This is a genomic window from Bacillota bacterium (assembly GCA_013314855.1).
In the GTDB taxonomy this organism is placed as follows: Bacteria; Bacillota; Clostridia; order Acetivibrionales; family DUMC01; genus Ch48.
The window spans coordinates 14,595-28,679 of record JABUEW010000051.1 but is presented as its reverse complement, the minus strand read 5'-3'; the positions used below and the strand labels follow the sequence as shown (position 1 = coordinate 28,679).

At 37.9% G+C, this 14,085-nt stretch carries 11 protein-coding genes; 10 read left to right on the top strand and 1 reads right to left on the bottom strand.

What is annotated here, in order from left to right:
* Positions 1-360: 360 nt before the first annotated feature.
* The 4 genes from HPY74_10390 to pcrA all read left to right on the top strand — a co-directional run bounded on the left by HPY74_10390 (position 361) and on the right by pcrA (position 7,318).
* On the top strand, positions 361-3,063 hold the full coding sequence (locus HPY74_10390) for a beta-propeller domain-containing protein (protein ID NSW91057.1): 2,703 nt from the start codon (positions 361-363) through the stop codon (positions 3,061-3,063).
* Between the two features lie 387 nt (positions 3,064-3,450).
* Positions 3,451-3,987 (top strand): ribosome-associated translation inhibitor RaiA, encoded by a 537-nt coding sequence (gene raiA / locus HPY74_10385; GenBank protein ID NSW91056.1) that lies wholly within the window; start codon positions 3,451-3,453, stop codon positions 3,985-3,987.
* 24 nt (positions 3,988-4,011) lie between these two features.
* Positions 4,012-4,956 (top strand): aldo/keto reductase, encoded by a 945-nt coding sequence (locus HPY74_10380; GenBank protein ID NSW91055.1) that lies wholly within the window; start codon positions 4,012-4,014, stop codon positions 4,954-4,956.
* 7 nt (positions 4,957-4,963) lie between these two features.
* Positions 4,964-7,318, top strand: a complete 2,355-nt coding sequence (gene pcrA, locus HPY74_10375) for a DNA helicase PcrA (GenBank protein NSW91054.1) — start codon at positions 4,964-4,966, stop codon at positions 7,316-7,318.
* A gap of 61 nt (positions 7,319-7,379) precedes the next feature.
* Here pcrA and HPY74_10370 read toward each other — a convergent pair whose 3' ends face one another.
* Complete coding sequence (locus HPY74_10370) at positions 7,380-8,030, bottom strand: HAD family hydrolase (protein NSW91053.1); 651 nt, start codon at positions 8,028-8,030, stop codon at positions 7,380-7,382.
* A 289-nt stretch (positions 8,031-8,319) separates the two neighbouring features.
* On the opposite strand from HPY74_10370, the gene HPY74_10365 reads away from it, so the two are divergent.
* From HPY74_10365 to hisB, 6 genes are all read left to right on the top strand, one after another.
* The gene (locus HPY74_10365) at positions 8,320-8,739 is read left to right on the top strand and encodes a DNA-binding protein (protein NSW91052.1); all 420 of its coding nucleotides are present in this window, start codon (positions 8,320-8,322) and stop codon (positions 8,737-8,739) included.
* A 144-nt stretch (positions 8,740-8,883) separates the two neighbouring features.
* Positions 8,884-10,143, top strand: coding sequence for an ATP phosphoribosyltransferase regulatory subunit (gene hisZ / locus HPY74_10360; GenBank protein ID NSW91051.1), 1,260 nt, complete (start codon positions 8,884-8,886; stop codon positions 10,141-10,143).
* Positions 10,144-10,238: 95 nt separating this feature from the next.
* Complete coding sequence (locus HPY74_10355) at positions 10,239-10,889, top strand: ATP phosphoribosyltransferase (protein ID NSW91050.1); 651 nt, start codon at positions 10,239-10,241, stop codon at positions 10,887-10,889.
* A gap of 5 nt (positions 10,890-10,894) precedes the next feature.
* On the top strand, positions 10,895-12,196 hold the full coding sequence (gene hisD / locus HPY74_10350) for a histidinol dehydrogenase (protein NSW91049.1): 1,302 nt from the start codon (positions 10,895-10,897) through the stop codon (positions 12,194-12,196).
* Between the two features lie 4 nt (positions 12,197-12,200).
* Positions 12,201-13,310: a histidinol-phosphate transaminase gene (locus tag HPY74_10345; protein NSW91048.1), complete on the top strand. Its 1,110-nt coding sequence runs from the start codon at positions 12,201-12,203 to the stop codon at positions 13,308-13,310.
* A 115-nt stretch (positions 13,311-13,425) separates the two neighbouring features.
* Positions 13,426-14,013: an imidazoleglycerol-phosphate dehydratase HisB gene (hisB, locus tag HPY74_10340; protein NSW91047.1), complete on the top strand. Its 588-nt coding sequence runs from the start codon at positions 13,426-13,428 to the stop codon at positions 14,011-14,013.
* Positions 14,014-14,085: the final 72 nt, after the last annotated feature.

Below are 14,085 nucleotides of genomic sequence, written 5' to 3'. Positions count from 1 at the left end.
TAATTAATATAATCAATTCCAGGGCTTTATTTAATTACAGGGTTCATATTACCCTGTGGATAATATATTACAATGGTTTTAACGACGCCTGTACTAAAGTGCAGGGGTTATACTTTCGACTAAAAGTCGATTAAAGTAAATGTGGGTGTTGTGCAAACCTGCCACTTTAAGTGGCGGGTAGTTGAATATTTCCACCTCTTGTAATACCCGTTATTTTAATGGAGGGTAATTTTAAAAATAAGTATTAAGAAATAAATAAGAATAAATAGAAAAAATAATTAAAAGAAATAATTAAACAGGAATGGGAACTTTTTAACCAACTTTCCGTCAAAAATATAGGATGGAAAGGAGGAAAGGATTATGAGTAGAACAATTAAAATATTAACAATTTTTATTGTGGTGGTAGCCACCTTTACAGCTTTCACATTTTTATCTCTCAACAAGACTTCGGGGGCTTATTCTTCCCGCGATACTGATGAAAGGCTTAAAAATACGGTAATTTTATATGTGGGAAGCCCTATGGCCTATGTAAATGGAAATAAAACAAAGATTGATGCATCAAACCCAGATATTGTACCTGTAGTAAAAAATAACGTTATATTTGCTCCCGTAAGGTTTATTGCAGAAAGTTTTGGCGGAAGTGTGGGTTGGGACGGAAAAACTTTTACAGTAAGCATCTCTTTGGATGACAGGATTCTGAAACTTAAGCAGGGCAGTGATGTTATAATTTCAGATAATATACAGCATAAACTTGTTGCTCCTGTAGAAGCAATAGGAGGAAGGACTTTTGTACCTTTAGACGGCTTTTTGGAAACCCTTGGGAAAAAAGCTGTCAAAAAGGGTGACCTGATTGTTATAAGTGATAAGGAAAATACTTTAGACTTTTTAGAGGATAAGGATTTAATTGATACCTTGATTTCTAATGTATGGCAGCTACCGGTGGTAGGGTCTTATGAAAAACTGGTGGAACTCTTGAGTGAGGTTGAAGGACAAAGGGCTTTTATCAGCAAGAGTGAAGACGTAGCAGTAGCTGCTGAGGTTGATGAAACTACTGCTGTCGATGTTACCAGACAAAAGGCAACTACTGAGGCTCCCAGTCAAAATGTAGATGGAGGAGTTAATAGCCAAAATGTAATTTCGGAAGCTAAAACTGCTGAAGCTTTGAATTCAAAGATAGCCAACAGTGACTATTCCGGTACCAACATTCAGGTCCAAGGTGTTGATGAGGCTGACGTGGTAAAGACCGACGGGGAATATATATACCAGGTGAACCGGCAGCGAATAGTCATTGTTAAAGCATACCCTGCTGAAGAAATGAAAGTGGAGAGTATTATTAGATTTAGCGAAATGAATTTTAACCCTACGGAAATATATATACATAGTGATAAACAAGGGGATAAGCTGGTGGTTATAGGTAATTCTTATATTGAATACATTTTGCCTAAAAAGCAGACTGGTATCGAGGAACAAAGTAAGGAACGGAGCAGTGGAGATATACGGGCCGAAGTAAAAATATATCCTCCAACGTATTATTCCTATGAGACTGTAAAAGCTGTGATATATGATATTACCGATAAATCTAATATTAAAAAACTTAAAGAAGTTGATCTTGAGGGCTATTATGTATCTTCAAGGGAAATAGGACCTTATCTTTATATTGTGGCAAATAAGTATATTGATTATTACCGCATTATGAATAAGGATATGGCGGTAGATGAGGGCTTTAAACCAGTACCTTTTTACAGGGATACATCAGTAAAAGAGGAATATATTGATATAGACTATAAGTCAATCTGTTACTTCCCGGGGAGCATACAGCCCAACTATATGATTATTGCCGGCATCGATATTGAGAATGTTGATAAAGGAGCAAACATATCCGTGTATTTAGGGTCAGGGCAGAATATATACGTATCCCTGGAAAACTTATATGTGGCAATAACCAACTATAGGCAAATTGATGTTAGTGAAGAAGCTGAAGTTGAAGTTAAGGAAGAGAGTGTAGTGGAAAGCAGTGCTGCCGGCAGCTCTGTCAATACTGCTGTTGAGGGTCCTGCTGCAGTAGATTCCGATAATAAAGTGGGTATTGTAGTCCCGAGAAAACCACAAATAATACGAATAATAAATGAAGAGAACACTTTAGTGTATAAGTTCGCCATGGATAAAGGCAATGTTATTTACCAAAGCAAAGGTGAAGTGCCGGGCAGGATTTTGAATCAATTTTCCATGGACGAAAATGGCAAATACTTTAGAATTGCAACCACCAGTGGCCAAATCTGGAGAAATGATGAATTTACATCAAAGAATAATATTTATGTATTGGACGAAATGCTTGATATAACCGGAAAGATTGAAGACATTGCACCTGGGGAACAAATATATTCGGTAAGGTTTATGGGAGATAGGGCATATATGGTTACCTTCAGGACAGTGGACCCCCTCTTTGTTATTGACCTAAAAGACCCGAGATCGCCAAAAATACTTGGTGCCTTAAAAATACCAGGCTACAGTGATTATCTGCATCCATATGACGAAAACCATATTATTGGGTTCGGTAAGGATACGGTGGAAGTGAAAGGGCAGGCATATTACCTTGGAATGAAAATTGCCCTGTTTGATGTAACTGATGTTTCAAATCCTATACAGAAGTTTTCAGAAACCATAGGAGACAGGGGTACCGAATCTGAAATTTTAAGAAACCATAAAGCCCTGCTGTTTTCGAAAGAAAAAGGGTTAATGGCTTTTCCCGTAACAGTAATGGAAGTAAAAGGGAAAAATAAATTTAATGATGGTGGATTCCCTGAATACGGACAATTTTCCTTCCAGGGGGCATATGTATATAATGTGGACCTTACGAAGGGCTTTACTTTGAAAGGCAGAATAACCCATTTATCGAATGACGAGTATCTGAGAGCCGGCAGGGGTTGGTATGAGAGTGACAAAAACATTAACAGGATTCTCTATATAAAAGATGTTTTATACACATTATCCAATAGTATGGTAAAGGCCAACGGGTTGGTTGATTTGGACGAAAGAAATGAGGTTATTATAGATGGGAATTAGCCTATTGTACTGCTTCTATTCAAGAACAGCTGCTATGAGCCTTAGAGGTTATTAAAAAGCCGGATAAGAAATCCGGCTTTTTACATCAACAAACTTATCCACAGAAAAAAGTAGCAAATAAGAGTTATTCACAGTTTTATACACATTATCCACAAGATTTATATGCACAAAACGTTTGTTTTGTGAGTTGACTGGGGATAGATTATTTTATAATTGTGAATTAATTTTGAAGGAATATTTTCTTTCTTGTCAAATAAATAATTATATGGTAAAAATAAATAAGTATACTTGTCCACCGTTGGAACCAATTTACAAAATGCGGTTTGACAGTATAAAATGTTGGTAAGAATACTTAAAAAAGGGAAAACGAAAGGAGTTGTAAGAATTATGAAATTTATTGTTAGCGGTAAGAATATTGAAATTACGGAAGCACTAAGGAATAGAGCTATTAAAAAGTTGGGCAAGTTGGAAAAGTTTTTTAATCCTGATACTGATGTCTATGTTACCATGAGTATCGAAAAAAACAGGCATATAGTAGAAGTTACAATTCCTTTTAATGGTGTAGTGCTAAGGGCGGAAGAGTCCAGTGATGACATGTATGGTACTATAGACATGGTTATTGATATACTTGAGGGACAAATAAGAAGATACAAAACCAGGCTAAAGAAAAAGCTTTATGATGGGGCAATCAAGACTGAATATTTTGACCAAACAAATAAACAAGACGAGGAAGAAGAACAGGAATTCAAGGTTGTAAGGACCAAAAAGTTTGCTATAAAACCCATGACTGTGGAAGAAGCAATTTTACAAATGAATTTGCTGGGTCATCAGTTTTTTGTTTTTACAAATGCTGAAACTGAAGAAACAAATGTAGTTTACAAGAGGAAAGATGGAAATTATGGGCTTATTGAACCTGAATATTAGTCTGTATTTTAAAGGAGAAGAATAATGGAATATATAAAAATTAGGGGTCTCAGTATTTCAAAATATACACTAGGTACTGTCCAACTTGGCATGGAATACGGTATAGCAAATAAAAGCGGTAAGCCTGATTTGTTCAAGAGTTTCAATATACTGAAAACTGCTGTAGGTACAGGAATAAACTCTTTTGATACATCTTTGCATTATGGGGAGTCGGAAAGGGTTTTAGGCACATTCTTCACAGAAGAAAAATTTCCTCTAAAGGGACCGGTTATAACAACAAAATTTAAGGTTGGTATGGAAAAGGATGCTCCTGAAATTGAAGTTGAAAAGAGGGTACGGGAACGTGTTGAAACATCTCTTAATAATCTGAAAATTAATAAAATCCCAATATACTTAGTTCACGACCCTGGAGAAATTTATAAATACGGTAGGGTACTTTCCGAAGTAATGAAAAGGCTTAAGAATGAAGGGATTATTGAAATGGCTGGAGTATCCGTATATAAATGTGAGGAAGCCAGGGAGATGCTTAAATATGATGTATATGAAGCTATTCAATTGCCTATGAATATTTTTGACGGCAGGTTTGTAAAAAGCGGTATCCTAAAAAGATTACAGGATGCAAATATAGTTGTTTTTGTAAGGAGTATCTTCCTGCAAGGACTTTTTTTCCTTAAACCTGATGACCTAAAAGGAAACATCGCGGATGCGGGGAAATACCTTGTTATACTTAATAGTTTAGCTGAAAGAGAAGGGATGAGCATAGCGCAACTGGCACTTTCATATATACGTGATATGGAAGGAGTCACCAGCCTGGTTATTGGGGCAGAAACGCCGGAACAGGTGGAGGAAAATGCCAGGCTGTTCAATGGACCTAAGATCAGTGAAAAAACCAGGCAAGAGATATTAAATATGTTTGAGAATATACCTGAACATATTTTAATACCAAGCATGTGGAATTTTAAAGGATAAGGAAAATATGAATACGGATTTACTAAAAGCACTAAATAAAGAACAAAGAGAAGCTGTCCTACACACAGAGGGACCTTTGCTAATACTGGCAGGTGCAGGAAGCGGAAAAACCAGGGTTATTACCTATAGAATTGCATACCTGATAAAAGAAAAAGGTGTACAACCTGAAAACATACTTGCAATTACATTTACAAATAAGGCTGCAGGGGAAATGAAAGGGAGGGTTGATGCCCTTGTTGGAGAAGTAAGCGAGAACATGTGGATAAGCACATTCCACTCAGCCTGTGTAAGAATTCTTAGAAGAGATATTGAAAAAATAGGATTTGACAGGAACTTTATAATATTCGACACTTCCGACCAGCAAGTAGTGATTAGAGATTGCCTTAAAGAATTAAACCTTGATGAAAAGACCTATACACCTGTGGCAATGTTGAGCTCCATAGGGCGCGCAAAAGATGAAATGCTGGAGCCTGACGAGTTTGCTAGGACATATGAAGGCGATTTTCGGATGAGCACAATTGCCAAAGTATACAAGCTATATCAGAAAAAGCTGAAACAAAACAATGCTCTGGACTTTGACGATATTATTGTATATACCGTCAAACTGTTTCAGGAGAATCCGCCTGTATTAGCCTATTACCAAAGAAGGTTTAAATATATACATGTAGACGAATACCAGGATACAAACACTGCCCAGTACAAACTGGTAAGCTTTTTAGCCCATTTGCATCGTAACCTGTGTGTTGTAGGCGACGATGACCAGTCCATCTATGGGTTCCGCGGTGCAAATATTAGAAATATCCTGGATTTCGAAAAAGAGTTTAAAGATGCAAAAGTAGTAAAACTTGAGCAAAACTACCGTTCTACAAAGATTATACTGGATGCTGCCAATAGTGTTATTAGGAATAACAAGGGAAGAAAACATAAGGTGTTGTGGACTGATAATAATAAAGGATGTAAAATACAGTGCTACCAAGGACAGGATGAGCATGATGAAGCTTATTTTATTGCAAGTGAGATTAATAAAAGTGTAAGATTTGAGAAAAAGAATTACAAGGATTTTGCAGTTCTGTACAGGATGAATGCCCAATCCCGTGTACTTGAAGAAATGTTTATAAGGGAAGGAATACCTTACCGTATTTTTGGCGGATTAAGGTTCTATGACAGGAAGGAAATAAAGGATGTGCTTGCTTATTTACGGCTTATACAAAACCTTTATGATAACTATAGCTTAAAGAGAATAATTAATGTGCCGAAACGGGGAATAGGCAATGCTACCGTTGAAAAACTGGATACCATTGCAGACCGTGAAGGATGCAGCATATTTGAAGCAATAAATTCTGCACATAAGTATATTGAACTTCAAAGGGTGGTACCGAGGCTTGAAGAATTCAGGGATTTGATAGTTGATTTGAGAAACAGGAAGGAAACTATAACAGTATCTCAATTGATTGATGAGGTTATAGAAAAGTCCGGAATACTGGAGGAACTTCAAAACGAGAATACAGCTGAGGCCCAGTCCAGGATTGAAAACATTAAAGAATTAATTTCCGCAGCCCTTGAATTTGAAAACAAGAACGAAGACAAAGGGCTTGATGCATTTTTAGCACATATATCTCTGGTTGCAGATATAGATAACCTGGATGAAGAGAAGAATAACGTGGTTTTAATGACTTTCCACAGTGCGAAAGGACTTGAGTTTCCCATAGTATTTATGGCAGGAATGGAAGAACAGGTTTTCCCGGGATACCGTTCTTTATATAATAAAAGCGAACTGGAAGAAGAACGTAGACTGTGCTATGTGGGAATAACCAGGGCAAAGGAAAAGCTTTATATGACTTATACCAATAGCAGGACATTATTTGGTAAAACTACGAATAATATGGTTTCCAGGTTTATAGAAGAGATTCCGGAGAAGTTATTGGAAGGTTTTTACCGGAAAAATGAGGATGATGAGAGCGACAATGAGTATGGTCGTGAATACTTTGATGAATATGAGGGTGGATACTATAAGAATAAATTTGGATATTATAGGAATAAGTATGATAAAAGCTATCGGGGATATAATAGTGATGGATATTCGGATGAGAAAAATACAGGAAACTATAAATTAGGGAAAAATTGGAAAAACAATGCGAGTAAAAAATGGGAATTTAACACAAGCAATAAAGGCAATGCCGGCAATGTGGATTTTAAAGTAGGTGATAAGGTAATACATAAGAAGTTCGGCAAGGGTATTATTACTTCCATTGAAAAAGACAAAGATGATTATAAGCTTGAAATTGTGTTTAATGGTGTTGGAATGAAGAGGCTTATGGCTGCATATGCAAACCTGGAAAAAATAAGCGGCCACGATAAATAAACAGGCATAACAAGCATAAATATAGTAAGCTTAACCGTATAATAAGCTTAACTGTAATAGGTCAAATTAAGTGGAGAAGATCAAGGGGATTATCAATGAGTGCCTTTGCACCATTTATGACAAGCTCCTCTCTTTTCCTAAACCCCCATAGTGCGCCAACGGCAAACATACCGGCATTATTGGCAGTTTGCATGTCTGTACCGGTATCTCCCAGGTAAAGAACATTTTTGGGTTGAAGGCCTAAAGCGCCGGCAATTTCTAATGCTCCTTTTGGATCGGGCTTTTTTGGAATGCCATTGCGGTCACCGCATACTACCCTGAAATTCCAATTAGGCAGCAATTCTTTTACGATTAATTTGGTAAAATTATCTGGTTTGTTTGACAAAACCGCCATATGTATGTTTTTCCCCGCAAGTATGTCTAAAAGCTCAGGTATGCCATCATAGGGACGGGTTTTTTTATTCCACCTTTTTGCATACTCTTCCTGCATTTTTTCCGAAAATTGTTTTACTGTTTCGTTATCCCTGTATACTTCCGGTAAAGCCCTGAAAACAAGTTTTTCCATACCGTCTCCCACGTAATACTTGTAGCTTTCAACATCGTGTACAGGAAAACCTGCACTTTTCAATACTGCATTCATTGAGTCAGCCAAGTCCTCTATAGAGTCCAGTAAAGTACCGTCAAGGTCAAAAATCACTGCCTTATAATTCATTGATAACCACCTTTCGAATTTTATTATATTTCATACGTTGTCTATAACAATATTATACCACATTATATTACAGCTCAGTGGTAAATGCACCTTTTGTAAATTGCTACCTACCGCCACTAAAGTGGCAGGTTTGCACAACGCCTACATTTACTTTAGTCGACTTTTAGTCGAAAGTATAACCCCTGCACTTTAGTGCAGGCGTTGTTAAGTTAAGTAAAAGTGTGGTAAAATAAAATTAATGACTGAAATAACGCAAATTACACAATTAAAGTAAATGGGAGGACTGTTCATGGAATATAGAGTTTTTAATGATGTGTTGGTTGCCCGTATTGATAAAGGAGAAGAGATTGTAGCATCCATCAGGGAAATATGCGTTAAAGAGAAAATATGCCTCGGGAAGGTTAACGCTATTGGAGCGGTTAATAGGGCAAGAATAGGGCTCTTTGAGACCGGGATAAAAAAGTATAACTCTACAGAATTAACGGGGGACTTTGAAATAGTATCCTTATCAGGTACTGTAACAATGATGGATGGTGAACCTTATCTGCATCTCCATATTAACCTTGCCGACTCCAGTTTTAAGACTTTCGGAGGACATTTGAACGAGGCATATGTCAGTGCAACATGTGAATTAACACTATATATTATTAAAGGCTCGGTAGGGCGAAGGTTCAGTGAGGAAATCGGCCTTAATTTGATGGAGTTTTAACTTTGTTTAACAATTAAACAACTAAACATTATTATTGACAACACATATATCCTACCTTATAATATAAACAATTCACCAATTTATAACTTTATCACAATAAAGCAGTAAAGTGAAACATGCATAATGGAAAATGGGGTGTTGTTGTTGACTAAGTGGAAGATTTATACGCCTGATGGGGTACAGGATATATTATTTGAAGATTGTTATATTAAGCGGAATATTGAAGATAATATCAGGGAAGTTTTCAGAAAGTGCGGTTATTTTGAAATTGAAACACCTACGCTTGAGTTTTATGACACATTTTCAATAGATGAAGATTCAATTCCCCAGGAGGCTATGTTCAAGTTTTTCGACCAGCAGGGAAGGATACTTGTGTTAAGGCCTGACCTTACCATTCCCGTTGCAAGGGTTGCTGCAACCAAATATAAAGATTCGGAATACCCTTTAAGATTTTCGTATATTGGAAACACCTTCAGGTATAATGAATCGGGTGGTGGAAGGCAGAAGGAATTTACCCAGGCAGGTGTCGAATTACTGGGACTTAAGACACCTGAATCTGATGCCGAAGTAATTGTTACGGCAATAAGTGCCCTGAAAGCAACGGGCCTAAAAAATTTCCAGGTGGATATAGGACAGGTGGATTTTTTCAAGGGATTGATGGAAGAAACCGGACTTCCGATGCATTATGTAGATCAAATGAGGCAATTAATTGACCGTAAGGATTTTATTGGAATGGAAGAAATAGTTAACAGGTGTAATATTTCTCCGAATCTAAAGGAACTGGTTTTAGACCTTCCGCGGCTTTTTGGTACTGTTGAAGTTATTGATAGAGTGGAGAAGACAGTTTCAGGACAACATACTCTGTATGCTCTGGATTACTTGCGACGTATACTGGAGATTTTGGAAGACTGTGGGTTGAAGGAGTATGTCTCTGTTGACCTTGGAATGGTACAAGGCTTAAATTATTATACCGGCGTTATATTTAGAGGCTTTACCCATGGAGTAGGGTTTCCTGTGTTAAGTGGAGGACGGTATGACAATCTTGTGGAGAAGTTTGGGGAAAGGTGTCCTGCTACAGGTTTTTCTATCGGTATAAACCTGGTAATGAGCGCCCTTGAAAGGCAAAAGGTTTATGTTGAAAAGCCTGCTGTGGACAGCCTGGTGTGCTACAGACGGGAAGGGCGAAAGACAGCCTTCGGTATTTGTGAGGAGTTAAGAAAACAGGGGCTTGTTATAGAAATGGATATTAATATGGCAGGGATCGACAAAGCTTGTACTTATGCCCAAGCTAAAGGAATTGGCGGAATTATCCATGTGTTGGACAACGAAAATGTTGAAGTATATAATTTTGAAACAGGGGAAGTTTTGAAGGTATCTGTCGGAGAATTGCTCCAAAGCCCTTAATAATATAAGGAGATAAACATAAGTTTTACTGTAGACGTAAATATGGATATGGATATTGATATTGAAAAATAAGATAATAAGATTGGGGTGGGCGTATGGAATATTTAAACATAGCTTTGGCCAAGGGACGGCTTGCCGATGCATCTATAGAATTATTTGAGGCTATGGGTATTAATTGTTCTGAAATGAAGGATTCTTCGAGGAAATTGATATTTACCGACGAGAAAAATATGATAAGATTTTTTCTTGTAAAGCCCGGCGATGTACCTACATATGTTGAGTATGGGACTGCAGATCTGGGTATAGTGGGAAGAGATACACTACTCGAAGAAGGAAGGAATCTTTACGAAATACTTAATTTAAAGTTTGGAGCTTGTAGAATGGTATTGGCGGGACCTGCCCACCTTCAGGGAAAACTGGATAAACTGAATAATAAAAGAGTTGCAACCAAGTATCCTAAAATTGCACGGGAATATTTTGAGCATAAAAGAAAAGAAACAATTGAAGTTATCAAACTTAACGGTTCTGTAGAATTGGCTCCCCTGGTTGGGCTGGCCGAGTTAATTGTAGATCTGGTTGAAAGTGGTAGAACTCTAAAAGAAAATAACCTTGTTGTTCTGGATACCATAGCAGATATAAGTGCAAGGTTGGTGGTCAACAGGGTGAGTATGAAGATGAAGAGTGAAAAAATAAAGTGGATAATTGATGAGTTGAAAAGAATGATTGAAAAGGATGGAGAAGGATAATGACGATGATAAAGGTTATTGAAGCGGGAGAACCGCAAGAAGAGCAGTTTATAGAAAGATTTATTAAAAGAAACATACTGGAAAAGGAAGATATAATTCAAAGGGTAACGGAAATAATTAAAAATGTGAAACAAGGCGGAGACAGGGCGATTTTTGAGTATACTAAAAAGTTTGACGGTGTAGAGCTCGCAAAAGAAACCATAAAGGTCAAAGAATGTGAGGTAGACGAAGCTTACGGGTTGGTAGGCCGGGAACTGCTGGAAATTATCAGGAGGGCAAAGAAAAACATTGAGGATTTCCATCTGAAACAGAAGGAAAATTCATGGGTTCAAGCTGAAAAAGACGGGATTATCCTGGGACAAATTATAAAGCCGCTGGAAACAGTCGGGGTATATGTCCCGGGTGGTACAGCACCCTTGATTTCTTCAGTGCTTATGAATATAGTGCCTGCAAAGGTAGCCGGAGTAGATAAGGTGTTTATGGCAACACCCCCAGGGAAGGATGGGAAAGTTAATCCTGCAATACTTGTTGCTGCCAAGGAAGCGGGGGCAGACAGCATCTACAAAATGGGTGGTGCCCAGGCTATTGCTGCCTTTGCTTTTGGGACTGAATCCGTACCTAAAGTAGATAAGATTATAGGCCCGGGAAATATCTACGTGGTTACTGCTAAAAAATTAGTATACGGATATTGTGATATAGATATGTTTGCAGGTCCCAGTGAAATTGCTGTTGTGGCTGATGATACGGCAAATCCTGAATTTATTGCTGCAGATTTATTGTCCCAAGCAGAGCACGACACATTAGCCTCTGCTATTCTCTTAACTACATCGCGGGATCTGGCAGAGAAAGTACAGGAAGCAATTGAAAGGCAATATTCGTACCTTGACAGAAAGGATATAATTAAAAAGGCTCTATCTGAATATGGTGCAATAATAATAGTAGAGAATATTGAAAAGGCAATTGAACTTGCAAACAGGATAGCGCCTGAACATCTTGAACTATGTGTGGAAGAACCCTTCAGTGTGTTAAGCTCCATTAGAAATGCGGGAGCGATATTTTTAGGCCAATACTCTTCAGAACCCGTGGGAGATTATTGCGCCGGGCCCAGCCATGTACTTCCCACAGGAGGGACGACCAGGTTTTTTTCTCCTTTGAATGTAGGGGATTTTATGAAAAAGTCAAGTATTATTTCATATTCAAGAAGGGCTTTGCACGAGGTAAAAGATGACATAATAGGATTTGCCCGGGCAGAGGGGTTAACAGCCCATGCCAATGCAATAAAGGTCAGGTTTGAGAGGAGGCTTTAGGTATATGAGCAAATACTGGAGTGAAACAGTAAGGAAGCTTGAACCTTATGTCCCGGGAGAACAGCCGAAGGACAAAAAATATATTAAACTAAATACTAATGAAAGCCCTTATCCACCTTCTCCCAGGGTACTGGAGGCAATGAGGAAGGCCTGTAACAGTGACATTAGATTGTATCCGGATCCTGAGTGCGATTCTTTAAGGGAAACCATAGCGGACTATTTTAACCTCCGAAAAGGACAGGTTTTTGTAGGAAACGGTTCGGATGAGCTCTTGGCATTTTCCTTCATGGCTTTTTTTAACCCCAAGAATCCTATACTTTTCCCGGATATTACTTACAGTTTTTATCCCGTGTATTCGTCAATATTTAATATTGATTACGAGACTGTGGAATTGGATGAAGAGTTTTCTATTCCTGTTGGTAGATTTTTTGAAAGAAACGGCGGTATAATAATTCCAAATCCAAATGCCCCTACGGGGAAGTACCTACCATTAAGCTTAATTAGGAGTATAGTAGACAAAAACCCGGATAGTGTAGTAATAATCGATGAAGCTTACATAGATTTTGGAGGAGAATCTGCAGCAGGATTTATTGATAATTTCCCAAATTTATTGATTATACAGACCCTTTCAAAATCCAGGTCACTGGCTGGCTTAAGGCTGGGCTTTGCCCTTGGCCATGAAGACTTGATACAAGGGCTTAATAGGGTTAAAAATTCATTTAATTCATATACAGTAGACAGGCTTGCTCTTGCAGGGGCCGAGGAGGCTTTTAAAGACGAAGACTATTTCCAGGAAACAAGAAAAAGGATAATGGCGACGAGAGACAAAGTATCCCTTTCTTTAAAATCAATGGGGTTTAAAGTTATTGACTCAAAAGCCAATTTCATTTTTATCAGCCATCCTGAAGTAGGAGCCTTAGCCTTGTTCCAAAAATTAAGAGAAAATGGGGTCCTGGTCCGCCATTTCAACAAGCCACGAATTAGCAATTATTTAAGGGTAAGCATAGGTTCAGAAGAAGATATGGATATATTCCTTGATGTTGTTGAAAAGATTTTGTCCCAAAAGGAAATAGGGAATGAGTCTGTCCGGGAAATGCGCCTTACCAGGGAATGAGCCTTAACGAGAATAAGATTGTCTAACCCTATAATATAATAAGGATATTTTTAATATGGATATGGAATTCTGTGAATATCTTTTGATATAATAAAAATTATTGGAGAGGTGTAGAATGGAGAGAAAAGCTGATGTTAAAAGAAAAACAAATGAAACGGATATTTCTTTGAGCCTGGTAATTGATGGTGAGGGCAAAAGCAAAATTAATACGGGAATAGGATTTTTTGACCACATGCTTAATCTGTTAGCAAAGCATGGTTTTGTTAACCTTTATGTGGAAGCGTCCGGTGACCTGGAAGTGGACGGCCACCATATCATTGAAGATATCGGTATTGTCCTGGGACAGGCTTTAAAGGATGCACTTGGTGAAAAAAAGTCAATAAGAAGGTACGGCACATCCTTTGTACCTATGGACGAGACTTTGGTTATGGTTTCTATTGATTTGAGCGGGAGACCCTTTCTTGTTTTTGATGCACATTTCAGCTCTCCACGGATAGGAGATATGGATACTCAGCTTATTGAAGAATTTTTCAGGGCTGTCGTCTTTAATTCAAGCATGACATTGCACATAAAGGTATTATATGGGAAAAATGACCATCATAAGGCTGAAGCTATTTTTAAAGCTTTTGGCAGGGCGCTTGATGATGCTGTAAAAACCGATGAAAGAATAACAGGAGTAATGTCTACCAAGGGAATACTATAAGCGGTTTGCTGGGTTATGACAGTTAAGAACGTATGGTAAGCGGATAGTAATAGGTAATAACGGAAATTAACA